Source organism: Citrobacter sp. Cpo061 (assembly GCF_030332845.1).
In the GTDB taxonomy this organism is placed as follows: Bacteria; Pseudomonadota; Gammaproteobacteria; order Enterobacterales; family Enterobacteriaceae; genus Citrobacter; species Citrobacter portucalensis.
Genome location: NZ_JAOWHB010000013.1, coordinates 1 through 20558, shown reverse-complemented (window position 1 = coordinate 20558; position 20558 = coordinate 1). Strand labels below are relative to the sequence as shown.

Below are 20558 nucleotides of genomic sequence, written 5' to 3'. Positions count from 1 at the left end.
GGATAAGGCGCTAGCCGCCATCCGGCGCATGGCCCGGGCATTCGTGTTAATGCCTTGGCACTACGTTTATCAGGCCTACGGGCAGCGTTGTACTTTCGTAGGCCGGATAAGGCGCTAGCCGCCATCCGGCGCATGGCCCGGGCATTCGTGTTAATGCCTGATGGCACTACGTTTATCAGGCCTACGGGCAGTGTTGTACTCAGTAGGCCGGATAAGGTGTCTTATGATATCAACTTAAGGTTGGCTTAATCTGTGTCAGGCAAACTCTCCTCCATAGTTTCGGAGGAGAGTGTCATGAAAACCCGTATTTATGAAAGTTTGACCACCGTGTGCAGCGTGCTGATCGTCAGCAGCTTTTTGTATGTGTGGGTGAGCTCTTACTGATCTTTCGCCAATTCCACCCATGCGCGAGTGCCGCTGGCTCCCTGGCGATTTTGCAGATAGAAATGACCCTGATGTAACTGGGTGATACGACTGACAATACTCAGCCCCAGCCCAATCCCACCAAAACGGCTGTCCATTCGGACGAATGCTTTACTTAACTCCCCGCATTTACTTTCATCAATGCCCGGCCCTTCATCTTCGACGGCCAGGACGGCATCATGCTCAGTGTTCAGGCTAATCGTAATATGGGTGCCTTCCGGGCTATAACGATGCGCGTTTTCCACCAGATTTCGTAGCAGCATCCGCAACAGCGTAGCATCGCCACGCACGACAACGTCCGCCGCGCTTTGTGGCAGGAGCAGCGTCTGTTTACGTTGGTCCAGCATGGTGCTGAGTTCATCGTAGGAGGGCAGAATAACGTCCTCCAGCAGTTTGACATGCTGGTAGCTCCCGGCTGAAAACGACTGCCCGACGCGGGCGAGTTGCAGCAGCTGCGATACGCTGTCCATCATTTGATCAAGGCGGGCAATCAACGGCGTAACGTCGACCTTATGGGTTTTGGATAATAATTCCAGATGCAGGCGAACGCCTGACAGCGGTGTGCGCAGTTCGTGGGCGACATCGGCGGTAAATAAACGTTCGTTTTCAATAGTGCTGGTCAGCCGCGTTACCAGGTCATTGAGCGCTGAGACAACGGCCTGGATCTCAACGGTTGAGCTGTGAATTTCAATCGGGGCCAGGTTATCGGCTGCTCGCGCCTCTAACTCTTTTTGCAGATCTGCCAGAGGGCGGGTAATACGTCGCACCGCCTGGTAGCAAATTAGCAGCGTCAGGCTGACCATAAAGATGCCGGGGACGATCAGGCTGGCGATAGCCTCGCGGATCTCATGCATGATGTGGCGATCGTTGTTACGGTTATCGCGCAGCGCCTGTTCGAATAACTGTATTTGCTCGGTACTTTCGTGCCACAACCAGAAGGTGCTAATGAGCTGAAAGACCAGCAGAATTAGACCGATCGTCAGTATTAACCGTTGGCGAAGAGGGAGAGGTCGTTTTAGATATTGCAGCAGCTTCACTTAGCTTTCCTCAGTGGCGACCAGCATATAGCCAAATCCCCTGACCGTGCGGATACGTGATTTCCCCACTTTATCGCGCAGATTGTGAATGTGCACTTCCAGCGTATTGGTCGACGGTTCGTTATCCCAACTGTAGATGTCGTTATACAGAATTTCCCGGTGAACAGGACTGCCTGCCTTGAGCATCAGACGCGACAGGAGCGCGTATTCTTTCGGCGTTAAGATAACCTCTTGTCCGTCCATCCACACCTGGCGACGACCGATATTCAGCGTCAGATTGCTGACAATTAATTCACTTTCACCCTGATTGTTGTGGCGACGCAGAAGTGCCCGGATGCGGGCGTGCAGTTCTTCCAGTGCGAACGGTTTGACCAGATAGTCATCGGCACCCACATCCAGCCCGCTGACCCGGTCTTTGAGCGTGTCACGGGCGGTGAGGATCAGCACGGGGAGAGAGTATTTCTTCTGTCTGATGCGGGTCAGGAAGTGCAAACCGTCTTCATCCGGCAAGCCCAGGTCCAGAACAACCAGACTGTAATGTCCGGTCTCCAGACACTGCTCGGCTGCACGGGCGGTTGACACGCCATCACAGGCGTAGCCTTCTGTTTGCGCAGCGAGTATCAGTCCCTGTAATAACAACGTATCGTCTTCAACAATCAGGATTTTCATTCGTTTAGCCTCCCCGGCAGGGTTGCAGAATATCATCTGCCGCCTGATATTTCTGTGTTTGCACGCCCGTTAATCCCAGCAGAGTTGAGAAGAGATTATCCTGCGAGAAGTCTTCTGAGCTTGCCCGTTTTTGCAAACATGTCTGAGAGACCTGATAGCGTTGCTGATAATCCTCGGAGAGCCACAGCAGCATCGGCACATGTTTTTGCGTATCTGGTGCAATTGAATACGGCAGGCCGTGCAAATAGACGCCATTTTCCCCTAAGGATTCGCCGTGATCGGAAAGATAGACCAGGCTGGTGGTGAAATTATCCTGGTGTTCTTTCAGTATATTGATCGCTTTATCAACAATATAGTCAACGTAAAGAATGGTGTTGTCGTAAGTATTGACCAACTGTTGCTGCGAACAGGTCTGGATTTCGTTGGTATCGCAGGTTGGCGTAAATTTCTTAAACTGCGCAGGATAGCGGTTGTAATAGGTCGGACCGTGGCTGCCGATGGTATGCAGCACAATCACGCCGTCGCCTTGCAGATTATTAATGTACTCTTCCAGCCCGTGGAACAGGACTTCATCGTAGCATTCGCCGTCAATACACTGCCCTGGCAGGTTCAGCTTAGTCATATTCTGGTGTGGAACCCGGTCGCAAGCCCCTTTGCAGCCGCCGTCGTTATCGTTCCACAGAACGTTAATTCCCGCCCGCTGAATGATATCGAGTACGCCTTCCTGATGCTGTGCCAGTTCTTCGTCGTAGTGCGCGCGTGGCATATCCGAGAACATGCAGGGTACTGATACTGCCGTTGCCGTTCCGCAGGATGTGGTGCGGGGGAAATAGACCACATCATCTTTTTCCAGCAGCGGGTTGGTCTGGCGCGAGTAGCCTGACAGGGAGAAGTTATCGCCGCGCGAGGTCTCGCCGAGAACCACAATCGTCAGGTTCTTACGCTTTTCTTTCACCATCAACGGATTGCGATGTGCATCCTCGCCAATGCGCACCAGCGGCAGGTGGGCCAGTCGCTGGTGTGAATACCAGGATGACGTCGCCACAATGCTGTTGGATGGACTGAGGGATTTCACCAGTTCTTTGTTGTTGCGAAACAGTGAGGCGTAATCTTTATAGAAGAACGCAGCGACCAGCACGATCAGCAGCGCGGAGATCAGAATGTTCGCGCCACGAAACAGTATGCTGCGCATAACTGGCGTGATCGGTTTAATTTTTACCCAGCAGGCAATGAGCGCGGCCAGAATGCCGCTCACCCCGAGCGTGATGAGCATTTGCGGCGTCAGCAAAGCAAAGGTTTCGGCGGGCGTAGTGTCCATCATATTGGCGATCATCGAGCGGTCGATGATGATGCCGTAGGTCATGATGAAATATTGGGCCGATGCGCCAACCAGAATGAAAATGCACGCCACCAGGCGATTAAGCCACAGGAATGAGGCCAGCGTCAGCACAATGTTCATGACGCTGAACGCGACCACCGGCATTGATAAAAACACCAGCACGTTACGCACAGAGTCCAGAGGCAGGTCTTGCAGCACTTGTTTGTAGAACGCAATGTTCAGGAAAGTCGCAAGATAAAATGAGATCAGCAGAAGCCAGCTGATTAGCCCGAGAGTGGGCCTTTTAAACAAGAGCTTTAACATTAAGGGGGTTCCATCGACTATGTGGCGCAAATCCTCTCAAAGTAAAATTAAGCCAACCTTAAGTTCTTAATGTTGATTTTTCGAAGAGCGGTAGGAGAACGTTGGCCCGATGAACTTACGCCATCGGGCCACGACGATTGTTGGCGTTAGTTATTGTTTACCGGGGCATCCAGTGGATACGGGTTTTTATGGATCCGGTTGTAGTTCAATGCGTACAGCGCGGTGATGATCATCAGCGTGACGAACGACCACATCACTTCTTTGGCGCCGGAACCGACAACCGCCCAGATGCAGTAGATAAAGGCGATAAAGGTCACCAGTAAGTACATCGGGCGTGCTTTACCAAAGTGACCATGGCCGAGCAGCAGCAGCGCGGCGCAGGTGTACAGATACGGCACCAGGGTGAAGATAACGGAAACCGAAGAGACCAGACCAAACTCTTTCGCTGCGTTCGGCGACATGCTGCTGAACTGGAAGATGGTCATCAGGATGCCGACGATAATTAACCCGGCCACTGGCGTACCGGCTTTGTTCACGCGGGCAAAAATCGGTGGGAACAGGCCGTCATCGGCTGCGGCTTTGGCGGTTTGCCCGGCAAGCAGCGTCCAGCCGCCCAGAGAACCAAGACACCCGGCAGCAGCACAGAAGGAAACTATCGCCCCAGCGGTGTCACCCAGCGCCATACGTGCGGCATCACCGAACGGGGAGGCTGATACACGCAGCGCCGCGTTAGGGATCATACCCATGATTGCGGTGGTGGAGAGCACGTAGCAAACAGCGGCAATCAGCACGCCGCCCATGGTAGCGATAGGTACGTTACGTTTGGGATTTTTAACCACGCCAGCCGCAACGGAGGCGCTTTCCACCCCGATAAATGACCACAAGGTGACGTTCAGAGTGCTTTGAATCGCGCCGAAGGTGTTCATCCCGCTGACGTTCCAGGCTGCCATATAGGTTTCACCGCGGAACCAGAACCAGCCGAAGACGGCAATCCCGACAATTGGCACCAGTGCCAGTACCGTTGCTACGGCCTGCACGCGGGTGATCATTTTCGGTCCGACAATGTTCAGTAATACGAAGATCCACAGCACTACGACGCAGGTTAGCGTCAGGACCAGCGGATCTTTTAAGATGGGGAAGAAGTAGCTCAGGTAACCGACGCCAATGACCACCATGGCGATGTTACCAATCCAGCAGGCCAGCCAGTACAGCACGTTGGTCTGGTAGCCCAAAAAAGGACCGAAGCAGCGGCGGGCGTAAGCATAAGAACCACCGGGACTGGAGTCTAAGGACGACATTTTGGCGTACACCATCGACAGTGCCAGAGCACCGATAATCGTGACCAACCATCCGTAGATTGCAATCCCGCCAGTTGACGCAAGGTTTGCGGGTAGCAGGAATACACCGGAACCCATAATATTCCCCGACACCATAAGGGTGACGGGGATTAAGCCCACTTTGTGAGCATCAGCATCCGTCGACATATTTTTTAACTCCTGATAAGGATAAATGACGCCTTATCATACCTCGTCAAAAGTCTATTTAATGATGACGGAGCTGGGGTATCGCTAATGCTGATATTATTATGGCTTATCGCTAACTGATTAAAAATCAGGCGGCGGATGGCTCCCTATGTTGGCTAACATAATGCAGAGGCGTCATCCCATAGAACTCTTTGAATACGGAGATAAAGTATGAGGTACTGTTATATCCACACAGTTGAGAGACCTGAGAAATGTTTTTGCCGTCCATCAGTAATTGATTGACGGCATATCGCATGCGACATGTGGTAATTATTTGGCTGTAACTTGTATTTTCACTTTTGAGCTTTTTCTTTAACAAACTGGGACTCAGGCATAAGCAACTGGCAACCATGCTTAAATTCCAGTCTTTATGTATATCGCTCTCAATAATGTGATAAACGCTATCGCTGATACAGTTGCGTAGCATATACATGAGCAAAGAAATAAACTTTTTGCTGTCGAGAAAGCGTGATAACACCGTGAACAGTAGCGAGCGCGTACGTTCTCTTTCAGCTTCGTTCACTGTGTCCATTACGCTGTGTTGGGCAGCCACCCTGAAGACATCCGGCGTCAGACACGCGGCGGTCATCACTGGGCTGGTACTGCGTTGCCAGAGTGGGATCTGTGAAAGGTCTTTATTTAAAAAGCGCAGATAATCTTTAATGATATCGCGGCTGATATGTACGACCAATGCGTTATTAAGTGATGAGAAATCGATAATATTATTATCGCATGCCACCAGTGCCATATGATTAGCTTTTAAACTGATGGCTTCTTTACCGTTAATCCTTAACCAAACATCCTTCTCCGTTAATACAACAACACAAGCTTCTTTGCTGCAAAGCCTCATACCCAACTCCAGGAATATGAACATAAAACACCGTAGCTCAACATCAGATGAGCCAAATCGGCTAAATTGAAATTGTATGATGAAACCAGGACTGCAATAAAATAACGTGTCTGAAATTAATTACAATGTTTGGCGGGATTTTTCTTATGTACACATTTTTGTACGCAAGTGGAAAGGCGCTATTTGCGAATAAAAAAAGCGCGGGGTGGTCCCGCGCAAAAAGGTATGACAATGTTATTGTTTTGCAGCAATACTCAGGAATTACTCAAGCATGACATGTCTACCTTAAACATCGGACTATCTATAAAACGACATTATGCTTACACGCACATAACGTGGTACACACCGTCAATAATTTCCGTTCCTTCGGTTTCATGTTCAAATCCAGGGAAGTGGTGGTCCCAGGACTGCAACGAACGTAGATAACTAATCTGCGGGCTATTGGCGTCGCCAAAGTTTTCCCCGGACAGCAGCATCGGAATTCCTGGTGGGTAAGGAATAACGGAATTCGCGGCTATACGACCCGGCAGATTTTCAATGGCCACCATCTCAACGTTATCGCTGACTATCGCGTTATAGGCTTCACGCGGGGTGATTTCAGCAACAGGCAGGCCGGAGTAGGCCGCGTTAAGACGTGCGCCAGGGTTGTTCTCTTTCAGCCAGGCGAACATGGTGTCGCCCAGATCGTGAATGCCCATGTTGGCGTAAGTGTCTGGATGTTCCTCAACCAGTTCTGGCATCACCAGTGCCAGCGGGGTATTGGCATCGTAATGGTGTTTGAAAGAGCACAACGTGTTGATCAGTGTGCCCCATTTCCCGCGGGTAATCCCCATGGAGAACAGGAACATAATCTGGAAATCGGTGGTACGGGTCGGCACGATGCCGTGACGGCCAAGCCAGGCGGTGACCAGTGCAGCCGGTACGCCGTTCTCTTCCAGTTCACCATCGTCGCCCATCCCCGGAGCCAGAATGCTGACTTTGATCGGGTCCAGCATGCTCCAGTTATCCGGCAGGTCTTTAAATCCGTGCCAGGATTCACCCGGGCGCATTACCCAGCAGTTCTGGTCGGTGGTCAGGAGTTGGGTTGGCGCATCGGCAAAGTCATAGGTTTTGCCGGTCTGCGGATCGGTCACAATCTCTTTGTTCCACGGTTTGAAGAACCAGTCGCCTTCGGCGGTGAATTCTTTGTACAACCGTGCCATGGCCTGACGGAAATCGACCGCTTCGTCGATCACTTCCTGGGTGAGCGACAGGCCGCTGTTACCGTCCATCATGGAGACCGCCACGTCGTTTGAGGCGCAGATGGCATACAGCGGAGAGGTAGTGGCGTGCATCATGTACGCCTGGTTAAAGCGGGAAAAGTTCACGGCCCCACGACCTTCACGAACGTGAATGTAAGATGCCTGAGAAAGCGCATTCAGCAGTTTGTGGGTCGAGTGGGTGGCAAAAACGGTAGGACCGTTATGATCGCCCGGCGCGCCACGCATGGCGTAGTGATCGGCGTAAATTGGGTTGAAGCGAGCATAGCCGTACCAGGCCTCATCGAAGTGGATGCGATCGCTGGTTTGCGCGAGCAGGTCCTGGGCCTCTTTGGCGTTGTAGCAAACACCGTCGTAGGTACAGTTGGTCACAACGCTGTAAGACGGTTTTTGCCCGGCTTTACCTTTGGTCAGCGGGCTTTCGCTGATCTTTTTCTGCAATGTTTCAGGCTGCATTTCCTGCGGGTAGATAGGCCCGATAATGCCGTACCGGTTGCGGCTTGGCACCATGTACACCGGTTTTGCCCCGGTGAGGATAAGCCCCTGCTCGATGGATTTATGGCAGTTACGATCCAGCACCACGACGTCGTTGTCGGTCATACAAGCCTGCATGATGGTGCGGTTAGAGCCGGAAGTCCCGACCACCACGGACCAGGAGCGATCAGCGCCAAACACGCGGGCGGCATATTTTTCGCTCTCGCCAAACGCGCCGGTATGATCCAGCAGCGAGCCGAGCGATGCACGTTCAATACCCATGTCACTACGGAATAAGTTTTCACCATAGTAATCATGGTAGAAACGACCGGCTGGCGTTTTGGTGAATCCGACGCCGCCCTGGTGCCCCGGTGCTGCCCAGGAGTATTCATGGATGTCGCCGTACTTCATCAGTGCGCTGAACAGCGGTGGCAGAAGTTGTTGGCGGTAGCGGGTCATCGCCGCAACGGCGCGACCGGCGATAAAGTCTGCGGTATCTTCCAGAATCCAGGCGAATTCATCGACAAGCTCCAGCAGGTCGCGATCCAGCGATGCGGTGGCTTTTTCGCGATCGCCCAGCAGGAAAACAGGTACGTTTTGCTGGCGCTCGTGGAGCTTGCCGATCAATTGCCTGACGTTCAGGTGCTCGTCTTGTTGTTCCATTTGATAGCTGAACATCAGGCAATCAATGGCTTCATTGGCGGCGAGGATTGCGTAACCATCGTCGAATGAGGTGGACTTAATGACGGTAACATTTTGGCGGCTTAATGCGTCAGCCAGACGTTCGACAGCGCTACCGACCCAGGTGTCCTGATGCAGAAACTCACTTTCAACAATTAATACTTTCATCATCTTTTACCCGGTTGTGGAAAGGTTGCAATCTATGAATTGCAGACACACCGTATGAATGTGACGCAGGCAAGTATTATCCTGTCAAAATGGGCTGTAAAGCGGGTAAAAAATAGTCTGATTTGTGTTTAATTTGTTTTTAAACAGTGGGTTATGTTTGCTTGTTGGCGGTTTTTCACCGCCGTTTATCGACAGGGGGAATATTTTTTTGGCTGATACTGATATTGCCGAATGATATCAACCAGCGATTGTTTGCCGATGCTGCTGGCTTAGTTTGCGGTACTGCTGCGGCGACATGCCGACAAACTTGCTGAAGGTGTCATAAAAACGGCTGCTGGATCGGAATCCGGCGGTCAACGCAACGTCGAGAATGGTTTTATCGGTATCGCTAAGCAATGCGCGGACGTGATTGATCCGCATTGCCGTGATGTACTGCTTCAGGGTGAGTTGCATTACGCGTTGGAAAATCCCCATCGCGTAGTTGGCGTTGAGCTTCACGTGTTCCGCGACGTCGTTGATGGTGAGCGCCTGATCATAGTTGTCGGCAATAAAGCTCAGCATTTGGCTGACGTAAAACTGGGCGTGCCTCGACACGCTGTTTTTGTGGGTCCGCGAGGTTTTATTGACCAGGATAGGCTGCCAACCGGAAAGGCTAAACCGTTTGAGCATCAGACCAATTTCATCAATGGCGAGCTGGCGAATTTGTTCGTTCGGGTTGCTCAGTTCCTGTTGCCAGCGCTGAACCTCAAAGGTGCTCAACTGCTGCGACGCCAGCGATTTGATGACCATTCCATGGGTAACATGGTTGATCAGCTCGCGATCCAGCGGCCAGGAGAGGAAAAGGTGCATCGGTAAATTGAAGATAGCCATACTTTGGCAACTGCCCGGACGCGTGAGCTGATGCGGTGTACAGGCCCAGAATAGCGTGATGTGTCCCTGTTTTATCTGCACGACTTCGTTGTTGATAAGGTACTCGACGTCACCATCAAACGGGACATTGATCTCCACCTGCCCATGCCAGTGGCTGGCAGGCATAGCATGCGGTGAGCGCAACTCGATATCCATCCGTTGATATTCTGAGTACAGCGATAGCGGGCTGCGGGTTTGTTCTTCATCGCTACTGCACATGTGCGGATCGGGAGGGAGAGGCGATGTCGGTAATGTACTCATGGTTGCTCCATTTCCTGAATTATCAGAATCATGTCATTTAACACGTATTAAGGCTGAGAATCAGGACACAAATTGGACCGTTACCATTGAGCATAGCGACATTTTGCGGCCGCATACTCTGCTTTTTGGGTGATTTTGTCCCATAAACTCAGATCCAATAGGGCGCAGAGTGATGATCTGAGTTTATGGGAATGCTCAGCAGGGAAGTCGGAGGTTTTCATCTATGCGCTGTGCCACCATGACTGTGTTCACTAATGTTCTGGAGAGTCATGATGTCTGCACCCAAAATTACCTTTATCGGCGCCGGTTCCACGATTTTCGTCAAAAATATTCTTGGGGACGTCTTTCACCGCGATGCGCTTAAATCTGCGCATATCGCCTTGATGGATCTCGATCCTACGCGTCTGGAAGAATCACACGTTGTTGTGCGCAAGTTGATGGATTCTGCGGGCGCGTCTGGACGAATCACCTGCTATACCGATCAAAAAGCAGCATTACAGGATGCTGATTTTGTGGTGGTCGCTTTCCAGATCGGCGGCTATGAACCTTGTACCGTCACCGATTTTACGGTGTGTAAACGCCATGGCCTGGAGCAGACGATTGCCGACACGCTGGGGCCGGGCGGCATCATGCGCGCGCTGCGTACCATCCCGCATTTATGGCAGATTTGTGAGGATATGACCGAAGTTTGTCCGCAGGCCACAATGCTTAACTACGTTAACCCGATGGCAATGAACACCTGGGCAATGTATGCGCGCTATCCGCATATTAAGCAGGTTGGGTTGTGTCATTCGGTGCAGGGGACGGCGGAGGAGTTGGCCCGCGATCTGAACATCGACCCTGCTTCTTTGCGCTATCGCAGTGCCGGGATCAACCATATGGCGTTTTATCTGGAGCTGGAGCGCAAAACGGCGGACGGTGCCTATGTGAATCTCTACCCGGAGCTGCTGGCGGCCTATGAATCCGGTCAGGCGCCGAAACCGAATATTCACGGTAATACCCGTTGCCAGAACATTGTGCGTTATGAAATGTTCAAAAAACTGGGGTACTTCGTCACCGAATCGTCGGAGCACTTCGCCGAATATACGCCGTGGTTTATCAAACCGGGGCGTGAAGATCTGATTGAGCGCTATAAGGTGCCATTGGATGAATATCCGAAACGTTGTGTGGAACAGTTGGCGAACTGGAAAAAAGAGCTGGAAGAGTACAAAACGGCTGAGCGGATCGACATTAAACCGTCGCGCGAATATGCCAGCACTATCATGAACGCTATCTGGACCGGTGAACCGAGCGTCGTGTATGGCAACGTTCGCAATGACAATCTGATCGATAACCTGCCGCAAGGCTGCTGCGTTGAAGTCGCTTGTCTGGTCGATGCAAATGGTATTCAGCCAACGAAAGTCGGGACTCTCCCGTCACATTTGGCGGCCATGATGCAAACCAATATCAATGTTCAGACCCTGCTAACGGAAGCCATCCTGACGGAGAATCGCGATCGCGTTTATCACGCGGCGATGATGGATCCGCATACCGCCGCGGTACTGGGGATTGAAGAGATTTATGCGCTGGTGGACGACCTGATCGCGTCTCACGGCGACTGGCTGCCGGCCTGGCTGCACCGTTAATACACAATCACGCCGGGCATTGTATCCGGCGTTTAACCTCTGACGTTTCCTCTTACAGAAGGCGGGCGCTGGTAACAGCGACCCGATACCCTATGAGCATATCTCTGACAACAAAACTCAGTTATGGATTTGGAGCGTTTGGTAAGGATTTCGCCATCGGTATTGTGTACATGTACCTGATGTATTACTACACCGACGTAGTGGGATTATCGGTGGGGCTGGTCGGAACGTTGTTCCTGGCGGCAAGGATCTGGGATGCGGTAAACGATCCCATCATGGGCTGGATTGTGAACGCCACCCGATCGCGCTGGGGGAAATTTAAACCCTGGATTTTACTCGGTACGCTGGCGAACTCATTGGTGCTGTTTTTGCTTTTTAGCGCACATCTTTTTGAGGGTACTGCGCAGGTCGTATTTGTTTGCGTGACGTATATATTATGGGGAATGACCTACACCATTATGGATATTCCATTCTGGTCACTGGTGCCAACCATTACGCTGGATAAACGCGAGCGTGAACAACTGGTGCCGTACCCCCGTTTCTTCGCCAGCCTTTCTGGGTTTGTTACCGCAGGCGTGACGCTGCCTTTTGTGAGCTATGTTGGCGGAGCAGATCGTGGTTTTGGTTTTCAGATGTTTACGCTAATTCTCATCGCGTTCTTTATCGTTTCCACCGTTGTGACGCTACGGAATGTGCATGAGGTTTATTCGTCAGGCAGTGAGGCCACGGCAGACAGCAGTCGTCTTGGGTTGAAAGCGATCGTTGGGCTTATCTATAAAAATGACCAGCTATCCTGCCTGTTAGGTATGGCACTGGCTTACAATATTGCATCCAATATCATTGCTGGCTTTGCCATTTACTATTTTACCTACGTCATTGGCGATGCAAGTCTCTTCCCGTACTACATGTCTTACGCAGGTGCGGCAAACCTGTTGACGCTGATTTTCTTTCCTCGGCTGGTAAACGCGTTGTCACGACGGATCTTGTGGGCTGGGGCATCGGTGTTGCCGGTGCTTAGCTGTAGCGTACTACTGGTGATGGCGCTGGCAGATTTCCATAATATCTTACTGATTGTTATAGCGGGTGTTTTACTGAATATTGGTTCTGCGCTTTTCTGGGTGTTGCAGGTCATTATGGTGGCAGATACCGTTGATTACGGCGAATACAAACTTAATATTCGTTGTGAAAGTATCGCTTATTCGGTGCAGACAATGGTGGTAAAAGGTGGGTCAGCATTTGCCGCTTTCTTTATCGCGTTGATACTCGGAGTGATTAATTACGCGCCAAATGTCGCGCAGTCTGCCGAAACCATCGTTGGCATGCAGTTTATTATGATAGCGCTACCCGCACTCTTTTTTGTGGTGACCTTAGTCCTGTATTTCCGCTTTTATCGACTGAATGGCGACACCCTGCGCAGGATCCAGATCCATTTACTGGATAAGTATCGCAAGGTGCCGCAGCACTATGAGCAACCGGATATCCCGGCTATTGCGGTAGTGGCTCCAGGCGATGTGAAGGCGTAGCGATGGAATGGCATTCGTTGATTGGATATTTGGCGGCCAGCCTGACGACGCTCTCTTTCTTGCCGCAAGCCATTAAGGTTATTACCACCCGCAATACGCAAGGCATCTCCGGTTTGATGTATGTGATGTTTGTGTGCGGGCTGGTTTTGTGGCTGATTTACGGATTATTGATTGAAGATACTGCCGTCAGCATGGCGAACTTTCTGACACTGTTGTTCGCCTTGCCGATTTTGGTTATCAAGTACCGCAGTAGGTAGCGTAGATTGCCGGAGAAGCGTTAGCGCTCTCCGGCCGTTTTCAACTGCCGATTGTGCCAGGCCGCCAGTGCGAGGACCGTTGTTAACGCACCGAGCAGGGCGCAGAACATGTCCGACTGGGTATCCCACGGGTCACCCTGCGTGCCAAGGAAGTCATCCGCACCTTGTCCCATTGCCAGCGCAGCCCACCATTCGATCAGTTCATACATTGCGCTAATCGCCAGTGCTACGCAGCAGACCAAAAATGCCAGCATCTTACGACCACGGACAATATTGCCGCGCACTAAAATCTCTCTTGCCGTCAGGGCTGGTACCAGCCCCTGGAAGAAGTGGCCCAGCTTGTCATAGGGGTTTCGACTGAGATCCAGCCATTCCTGAACCTGAAAACCGACGGGGACTTTGGCGTAGGTATACATCCCGCCTACCATCAGAATGATGGCGTGCAAGAAAATCAACGTATAAAGCAGCGGCGTCAATGGGTACTGCTTCATGGTAGCCAGCAACAGCGGGACGACAATAATGACTGGCGTGACTTCCATCAGCCAGGTGATTTTCTCCGAGGCAGAGATACCGGTGTAGATAAGAATCAGCGCCAGGATCAATGCGCCGGTGCGCAAGATTGTGGGGTTCAGAGTGCGGAGCATTGCGAATTCACACGTAATGGAAAAGGTCACTATTCCCTGTGAACGGCAAAAATTCAATACCAGTAAATGGGGGGATAAAGTTGGCCCGGGGGGATCGCTGGACTGACGCCAAAAATTTAGTGCCAGTCCAGTGCCGGGCCGAATGGGTTACTTCGCGCAGTTAGCGCATTGTTTGCTGACGATTTGCTGGAAGAAATCGTTGCCTTTGTCATCGACCAGAATGAAAGCCGGGAAATCTTCTACTTCGATTTTCCAGATAGCTTCCATACCCAGCTCCGGGTATTCCACGCATTCCAGATGCTTAATGCTCTGCTGCGCCAGTACCGCTGCCGGTCCACCGATGCTGCCTAAGTAGAAGCCGCCGTGTTTGTGGCAGGCGTCAGTCACCTGCTGGCTACGGTTACCTTTTGCCAGCATGATCATGCTGCCGCCGTGAGACTGCAACAGGTCAACGTAGGAGTCCATACGACCCGCGGTGGTTGGACCTAAAGAACCGGACGGGTAGCCTGCAGGCGTTTTGGCCGGACCTGCGTAGTAGATCGGATGATCTTTCACGTACTGCGGCAGACCTTCGCCGGACTCAATACGTTCTTTTAACTTCGCGTGGGCAATGTCACGACCAACAATGATAGTACCGCTCAGTGACAGACGAGTAGAAACCGGGTACTGAGAGAGCTGGGCGAGGATCTCTTTCATTGGGCGGTTAAGGTCAACTTTAACCACTTCGCCTTCGCCCGCCTGGCGCAGAGATTCCGGAATGTACTGACCTGGGTTATGTTCCAGTTTTTCAATCCAGATCCCTTCGCGGTTGATCTTGGCCTTAATGTTACGGTCTGCGGAGCAAGAAACACCCATACCAACCGGGCAGGACGCGCCGTGGCGAGGCAGGCGGATCACGCGGATATCATGTGCGAAGTATTTCCCGCCGAACTGAGCACCAAGGCCGAGTTTCTGCGCTTCTTCCAGCAGTTCTTGTTCCAGTTGCAGATCGCGGAACGCCTGGCCGTGAGCATTACCTTCAGTCGGCAGCGCGTCATAGTAGTGTGTGCTGGCCAGCTTCACCGTCTTGAGGGTGCTTTCCGCTGACGTACCGCCAATAACGAATGCGATGTGATACGGAGGGCAAGCTGCGGTACCCAGCGTGCGCATTTTCTCAACCAGGAAGTTTTTCAGTTTGCCGGGAGTCAGCAGCGCTTTGGTTTCCTGATACAGATAGGTTTTGTTGGCTGAGCCGCCGCCTTTGGCCACGCACAGGAATTTGTATTCGTCACCGTCCACGCTGTACAGATCGATCTGTGCGGGCAGGTTGGTGCCGGTATTTACTTCTTTGTACATATCCAGCGCCGCGTTTTGCGAGTAGCGCAGGTTATCTTCGATATAGGTATTAAATACGCCTTTGGAGAGCGCCGCTTCATCGCCGCCGCCGGTCCAAACACGCTGACCTTTTTTACCCATGATGATTGCCGTACCGGTGTCCTGGCAGGTTGGCAACACGCCTTTGGCGGCGATTTCGGAGTTTCTCAGGAACTGCAGCGCCACGTACTTATCGTTTTCGCTGGCTTCGGGATCATGGAGAATTGAGGCGACTTGCTGTTGGTGTTCTGGGCGGAGCATGAAGGAGGCATCGTGGAAGGCTTGCTGGGCCAGTAGCGTAAGTGCTTCAGGGGCTACTTTCAGGATTGTTTCGCCTTCAAACTCGCCGACGCTGACGTGATCGGATGTCAGCAGGTAGTACTCAGTTTTGTCTTCCCCCAGTGGGAAAGCCGCCTGGTAAGTGAATTCAACTTTTGACATTTGCTTCCAGCCTTTTCATTTTTCTCAGGAATTTTAAAATTCTCTGTGTCTTCATGGTGGCGTGCCGTACCAACGTGGACGGCACGCGAACTGTGATTACAGGAAACCGTACATTGCGGCGAAGATCCAACCAAAGACACAGGATACGCTTACGCCGATCAAGCCAGGCAGAATGAAGCTGTGGTTGATAACGAAGCGGCCGATGTGGGTGGTGCCGGAACGGTCAAACTGGATAGCAGCCAGATCGCTCGGGTAGGTCGGCAGAATGTAGTAACCGTAACATGCCGGAGCAGAAGCCACGATGTACGCGGGATCAACCCCGATTGCCAGCGCGACCGGAACAATCGCTGCCAGCGCCGCTGCCTGGGAGTTTACAAATTTGGATACCAGCAGCAGAACAATTGCATAGGCCCACGGATACTCTTTCACCATATTGCCCAGCACACCTTCGATTTCTGTCATGTGCGCGCCGAACATTGTTTCGGCCATCCAGGCAATACCGTACACCGCCACAATCGCGATCATACCGGAACGGAAGACTTCGTTTTTAGATATTGAAGCGGGATTGGTCTTCGTCAAGATAATAATCAGCGCACCGGTCAGCAGCATGAACATCTGGATAACCAGCACCATTGACAGCGGTTTGCCGCTAAAGGTAGGACGCAGCTCAGAGAACGCGCCAAGCACGGCAACAACGGCGATAGCAGCCAGGAAGATCCACATGGCCAGCCAGTTGCTTTTCGGCAGCTTTTTGTCTAACAGCGTGGCGGTATCGCCATACACATAGTTGTGGTTTTCAGGTACGGAAATGAACTTCTGGAACTCTTCATCTTTATCCAGATCCTTACCACGGAACCAGCTGAAGATACCGATCGCCAGGATACCCAACAGGGTAGACGGGATGGTGATGCTGAGCAGGTCGAGGAATTCGAGATGCTTGCCTTCAAACGTTACGTTACCCAGCATTGCCACCAGTGACACCACGGCTACAGAAACCGGGCTGGCGATAATCCCCATCTGCGCGCCGATAGAACTCGCCGCCATCGGACGTTCCGGGCGAATATTGTTCTTAATGGCAACGTCATAAATGATTGGCAGGATGGTGTATACTACGTGCCCTGTACCGCAGAGAATCGTCAGGGTGCAGGTAACGAAAGGTGCGACGATGGAAACGTATTTTGGGTTACGGCGCAGCAGCTTTTCAGCGATTTGCAGCATAACGTCAAGGCCGCCGGAGGCTTGCAAGGTTGCCGATGCGGCCACCACGGCAATAATAACCAGCATGACATCTACAGGTGGTTTACCCGGCTGGAGATGGAAAACGAAAACCAGAATGACCAGGCCGATACCGCCTAATAAACCCAGCGCGATACCGCCCTTTCTGGCACCATAAAACAAACATATTAATATTATGAGAAGTTGTATACTAAATAACATTTTATTTACCCTCGCGAAAAACCCAGTCAATTTTTTGAAAAATGGATCTGTGCCACATTCTTTTTTGCCAGAATAAGCATCAAAAAATGGTCAGTATTCGATATGTCCGTATTTGCGATTAATGTTCAAATGTCTTGCTAGAATGTTTTTTTAAAGTTATGGCGATATTTAGTTTTTTTCTGTGGCTTTGATCAGAGGAGAGAATCCTCAGGCGATGGGAAGCAGAGCTGAACATGGAGAGCCGCGGTTGACGCTGTAATTTATCTGTTTTGCGTTTTCCGCTATTACATGAACCACCGACAGAATGAGTGAGTGGGTTATTTATGTGATCACGGTCACGCCATTTCATGATGTGATGAAGTTGGCGTGGGGATACTTTTATTTGCTCACAAAAATGTACGGTGTCCATGGTACGTAGCATGGTCTCCATTGCTACCAGTCTAGATTTTGTATGTCTGGTTAATTTCAGACTAATCCTTTATGGGTAAAAATACACACTCTGCGAGTTAGATAATACTTAATTAACTTTTGTTAGCGATTTTGAAATTAAAAACAGTGTGATGTTTGTCAATATTAAAATAATACATTTAACATGCCGGATACAAATATATTTGATCTAACGCAAATTTATAATTTTACAGTGCCAGCTGGTGAAATTGGGATTTTTCATTATTTTAATAATTGTTACTTTCAAATAACAAATAATCCCAAGTGTATTTATTGGCAATATTGTTTAAGCAATGAGTAGTGTTCAGCCTGCACGCGATAACGATAAACAGGTCTGCCGGTCACGCCATAATGGATGCTGGTAAATAAGATGTGACAATTGACGAGCCAGATAAGGTATTTACGGCAAGAGACGCGCGAGATATTGACCTCGTTGGCCAGCTCATCCGTGGAGAACTCCTGATCCTGGTGCTCATCAATCCACTGACACAGCGTGCGTAACGTTTGTGGCGTTAACCCTTTAGGTAAGCGCCGTGCTTCCTGTTCATTGGAAGAGCTGCCGTGAATCAGCTGGTCAAGCTCAGACTGTTCATAATACTGATGCTTGTCCATCTCATTTTTCTTGTGCAGCCAGCCGGTGAGCGCCTCTTCAAACCGGGAAGCCTGGAAAGGTTTGATCAGGTAGTCAACAACACCGTAGTGAAGTGAATCTTTGATGGTGGTGGCATCAGCGGCGGAAGAGATGACGATGACATCACACTTGCAACCTTCGCTGTGCAGAACCGGTAGCAGGTCCAGACCGTTTTCTTTTTGCATATAAATATCTAGCAAAATCAGATCGATATGATGACCGCTATGAAAGATTATCTCTTTTGCTTTCTCCAGCGTGGAGGCTGTGCCGCAGCAGTGAAAACCGGAGAGTTGCGCGACATAACGGCGGTTTAATTCCGCTACCATTGCATCGTCATCGACAATTAAGACATTGATCATCTGCTGGCCCTCTCACCATTCCACGGTAACTGTACAAAAAATTGGGTGAAGATCCCTGGTTCAGACTCGACGGAAATATTACCGCCAACGTTTTCAACCTGTTGTTTAACAAGCGCTAAACCAACGCCCCGTTCGGTTCCTCTTGACGAAACGCCCTTCTCAAAGATGTGCTCAATGTTTTCGGGGGCAATCCCCGGACCATCGTCATTCACTTCGCAATGCAACCAGCCGTGTCGATAATGCAAGGATACGCTGATCTCACCACCAGGTTCTTGACCTAGCGCTTCCAGGGCGTTTTCAATCAGATTCCCCAGAACGGTAATCAGCACCGCCACCTGATCTTCGTTGCTATTTTCCGGTAACTGGCTTTCATTGCTAATGACCAGACTATGGCCTAAATCAGATGTGCGATTAATCTTACTGAGTAAAAATCCTGCGATCACCGGTGATTTTATTTTTCCTAACAGTGAGCCAATTTCTTCCTGATAATTGTTTGCGGTCTTCAGGATGTAATTTTCAAGCTGCTTATAACTTTTCAGATGCAATAATCCCAGAATCACGTGCAATTTATTCATGAATTCGTGGGATCGTTCACGAAGTGCGTCGGCATAGTTGACCATACCATCCAGACGTTGCATTAGTTTTCGGACTTCAGTCTTATCTCTGAAGGTTGAAATGGCACCGATGATTTTACCGTTGCTGAGTACCGGGACCGTGTTAATTAAGAGTAGCCGATCCTTCACCATGATCTCTTCATCGCGGCGTGGCGTTCCGTCATGTAGTACCTGTGAAAAATCGACCACCTGTGACCACGCATGGCTGAGTGTGGAGAGCTGGGCATCATCTTGTGATTTGTGATAATCCAGCAGCTCCTGCGCAGCCTGGTTAATCAGGGTCACTTCACCGCATTCGTCAACGGCAATAACACCTTCCTTTATAGAGTGCAGCATCGCCTGGCGTTGTTCGAACAGATTGGAGATTTCATAAGGCTCCAGGCCAAACAGAATGCGCTTGAGGACTTTGACAAATACCCATGTACCGAGCAGTCCAACCAGTACGCCAAATAAGATTGACCAGATGATGCTGCCGCGGCTGTTATTGATCTGCTCAGTCACCCGGCTTAGCTCAAGGCCGATCGACACCACGCCAATCTGCCGGTGATGTTCGTCATAGATAGGAGTAAATACACGTAGAGCTTTAGCCAGGAATCCGCGATTAATGGCGACATTCTCTTTACCCTGCAGGGCCAGCAATATGTCATCACCTTTAAATGGCTGACCGATTCGCTGCGCTTCGGGATGGGAGTAACGAATGCTTTGCATATCAGTGACGACGATAAACAAAAAGTCGTTGCTCTTATTCACCGCCTGGGCAATCGCCTGAATGCCGCTTTCCTCGGGCTTTTTCATTAGTCCCTGGCGGATCTCCGGAGAGTTGGCTAGCGTTCGCGCGACCGCAAGCGCTTTACTCGCTAATGCATCGCGCGTCATGTTGCTGATCTGCGAGAAATAAATCAGATGAACGACAAGCAGCACGGAGAAGAGTACTGCACTAACCATGAGGATCACGGTGGTGCCAAGCTTCATCGGGCGTTTACGTATAGCAGTACGTTGCAGGGAGTATCTCATCACGGTCCTGAAATCACGGTTTGTGCGGGTATTATTGCCTGATGGGGTGCGTAATTCAAAGGTGGTAGGGATTATGGCGCTTAAGTTGTCAGTCCTTCTTCTTTATATAGCGTAGAGTGAATTTCTTTCTATATAGAGGTTTTCATACCGATTCTCTCCCTTTTCAGGGACGCTTACAGATAATTTCCTTACGATTGTGGATAACTCTGTGCGTAAATGGGTATAAGGCGGGGTTTTGCTGTGGAATGCAGCAGTCAGTCATTTTTCTGTCATTTAAGGGTTGCGGGCCGCAGGAAACTCCCTATAATGCGCCTCCA

At 50.7% G+C, this 20558-nt stretch carries 16 protein-coding genes; 4 read left to right on the top strand and 12 right to left on the bottom strand.

Annotated features, from left to right (window positions below; translation table 11 throughout):
• Positions 1–294: 294 nt before the first annotated feature.
• Positions 295–384: an LpxT activity modulator PmrR gene (gene pmrR / locus OGX97_RS00680; RefSeq protein WP_003826741.1), complete on the top strand. Its 90-nt coding sequence runs from the start codon at positions 295–297 to the stop codon at positions 382–384.
• On the opposite strand, the gene pmrB is transcribed toward pmrR, so the two are convergent.
• From pmrB to melR, 7 genes are all read right to left on the bottom strand, one after another.
• Complete coding sequence (pmrB, locus tag OGX97_RS00675) at positions 378–1460, bottom strand: two-component system sensor histidine kinase PmrB (protein ID WP_279851024.1); 1083 nt, start codon at positions 1458–1460, stop codon at positions 378–380. The genes pmrR and pmrB overlap by 7 nt on opposite strands.
• Entirely contained in the window at positions 1461–2129 is a 669-nt protein-coding gene (pmrA, locus tag OGX97_RS00670) for a two-component system response regulator PmrA (RefSeq protein WP_008786966.1), read from the bottom strand. It abuts the gene before it with no gap.
• Positions 2130–2133: 4 nt separating this feature from the next.
• Complete coding sequence (gene eptA, locus OGX97_RS00665) at positions 2134–3771, bottom strand: phosphoethanolamine transferase EptA (protein ID WP_048236317.1); 1638 nt, start codon at positions 3769–3771, stop codon at positions 2134–2136.
• Between the two features lie 146 nt (positions 3772–3917).
• Positions 3918–5255: an arginine/agmatine antiporter gene (gene adiC, locus OGX97_RS00660; protein WP_057068400.1), complete on the bottom strand. Its 1338-nt coding sequence runs from the start codon at positions 5253–5255 to the stop codon at positions 3918–3920.
• Between the two features lie 127 nt (positions 5256–5382).
• A complete protein-coding gene (locus OGX97_RS00655; RefSeq protein WP_286591761.1) occupies positions 5383–6144 on the bottom strand; it encodes an AraC family transcriptional regulator in 762 nt (253 codons plus the stop codon).
• A gap of 320 nt (positions 6145–6464) precedes the next feature.
• Positions 6465–8726, bottom strand: coding sequence for an arginine decarboxylase (adiA, locus tag OGX97_RS00650; RefSeq protein ID WP_279851030.1), 2262 nt, complete (start codon positions 8724–8726; stop codon positions 6465–6467).
• A 237-nt stretch (positions 8727–8963) separates the two neighbouring features.
• Positions 8964–9896: a transcriptional regulator MelR gene (gene melR / locus OGX97_RS00645; RefSeq protein WP_003826756.1), complete on the bottom strand. Its 933-nt coding sequence runs from the start codon at positions 9894–9896 to the stop codon at positions 8964–8966.
• Between the two features lie 269 nt (positions 9897–10165).
• Here melR and melA point away from each other — a divergent pair, with 269 nt between their 5' ends.
• From melA to OGX97_RS00630, 3 genes are all read left to right on the top strand, one after another.
• The gene (gene melA / locus OGX97_RS00640) at positions 10166–11521 is read left to right on the top strand and encodes an alpha-galactosidase (RefSeq protein ID WP_008786970.1); all 1356 of its coding nucleotides are present in this window, start codon (positions 10166–10168) and stop codon (positions 11519–11521) included.
• Between the two features lie 92 nt (positions 11522–11613).
• Positions 11614–13044 carry a melibiose:sodium transporter MelB gene (gene melB / locus OGX97_RS00635; RefSeq protein WP_279851025.1) on the top strand — a complete coding sequence of 477 codons (1431 nt, stop codon included), beginning with the start codon at positions 11614–11616 and terminating at the stop codon, positions 13042–13044.
• A 2-nt stretch (positions 13045–13046) separates the two neighbouring features.
• Positions 13047–13301: a SemiSWEET transporter gene (locus OGX97_RS00630; RefSeq protein WP_032942140.1), complete on the top strand. Its 255-nt coding sequence runs from the start codon at positions 13047–13049 to the stop codon at positions 13299–13301.
• Between the two features lie 20 nt (positions 13302–13321).
• Here the strand turns inward: OGX97_RS00630 and OGX97_RS00625 are convergent, their stop codons facing one another.
• From OGX97_RS00625 to OGX97_RS00605, 5 genes are all read right to left on the bottom strand, one after another.
• Entirely contained in the window at positions 13322–13945 is a 624-nt protein-coding gene (locus tag OGX97_RS00625; RefSeq protein ID WP_279851026.1) for a DUF2238 domain-containing protein, read from the bottom strand.
• 147 nt (positions 13946–14092) lie between these two features.
• Positions 14093–15739, bottom strand: a complete 1647-nt coding sequence (gene fumA / locus OGX97_RS00620; protein ID WP_008786974.1) for a class I fumarate hydratase FumA — start codon at positions 15737–15739, stop codon at positions 14093–14095.
• A 96-nt stretch (positions 15740–15835) separates the two neighbouring features.
• A complete protein-coding gene (dcuB, locus tag OGX97_RS00615; protein WP_003031873.1) occupies positions 15836–17176 on the bottom strand; it encodes an anaerobic C4-dicarboxylate transporter DcuB in 1341 nt (446 codons plus the stop codon).
• Between the two features lie 717 nt (positions 17177–17893).
• A complete protein-coding gene (gene dcuR / locus OGX97_RS00610) occupies positions 17894–18613 on the bottom strand; it encodes a two-component system response regulator DcuR (protein WP_008786975.1) in 720 nt (239 codons plus the stop codon).
• Positions 18610–20241 carry a sensor histidine kinase gene (locus OGX97_RS00605; protein ID WP_279851027.1) on the bottom strand — a complete coding sequence of 544 codons (1632 nt, stop codon included), beginning with the start codon at positions 20239–20241 and terminating at the stop codon, positions 18610–18612. The genes dcuR and OGX97_RS00605 overlap by 4 nt, the downstream gene beginning before the upstream one ends.
• Positions 20242–20558 lie beyond the last annotated feature (317 nt).

Bases quoted from the DNA above. Each gene is read 5' to 3' on its own strand.
- pmrR (WP_003826741.1), top strand. From the start codon at position 295: ATGAAAACCCGTATTTATGAAAGTTTGACCACCGTGTGCAGCGTGCTG.
- pmrA (WP_008786966.1), bottom strand. From the start codon at position 2,129: ATGAAAATCCTGATTGTTGAAGACGATACGTTGTTATTACAGGGACTG.
- eptA (WP_048236317.1), bottom strand. From the start codon at position 3,771: ATGTTAAAGCTCTTGTTTAAAAGGCCCACTCTCGGGCTAATCAGCTGG.
- adiC (WP_057068400.1), bottom strand. From the start codon at position 5,255: ATGTCGACGGATGCTGATGCTCACAAAGTGGGCTTAATCCCCGTCACC.
- OGX97_RS00655 (WP_286591761.1), bottom strand. From the start codon at position 6,144: ATGAGGCTTTGCAGCAAAGAAGCTTGTGTTGTTGTATTAACGGAGAAG.
- adiA (WP_279851030.1), bottom strand. From the start codon at position 8,726: ATGAAAGTATTAATTGTTGAAAGTGAGTTTCTGCATCAGGACACCTGG.
- melR (WP_003826756.1), bottom strand. From the start codon at position 9,896: ATGAGTACATTACCGACATCGCCTCTCCCTCCCGATCCGCACATGTGC.
- melA (WP_008786970.1), top strand. From the start codon at position 10,166: ATGATGTCTGCACCCAAAATTACCTTTATCGGCGCCGGTTCCACGATT.
- melB (WP_279851025.1), top strand. From the start codon at position 11,614: ATGAGCATATCTCTGACAACAAAACTCAGTTATGGATTTGGAGCGTTT.
- OGX97_RS00630 (WP_032942140.1), top strand. From the start codon at position 13,047: ATGGAATGGCATTCGTTGATTGGATATTTGGCGGCCAGCCTGACGACG.
- OGX97_RS00625 (WP_279851026.1), bottom strand. From the start codon at position 13,945: ATGCTCCGCACTCTGAACCCCACAATCTTGCGCACCGGCGCATTGATC.
- fumA (WP_008786974.1), bottom strand. From the start codon at position 15,739: ATGTCAAAAGTTGAATTCACTTACCAGGCGGCTTTCCCACTGGGGGAA.
- dcuB (WP_003031873.1), bottom strand. From the start codon at position 17,176: ATGTTATTTAGTATACAACTTCTCATAATATTAATATGTTTGTTTTAT.
- dcuR (WP_008786975.1), bottom strand. From the start codon at position 18,613: ATGATCAATGTCTTAATTGTCGATGACGATGCAATGGTAGCGGAATTA.
- OGX97_RS00605 (WP_279851027.1), bottom strand. From the start codon at position 20,241: ATGAGATACTCCCTGCAACGTACTGCTATACGTAAACGCCCGATGAAG.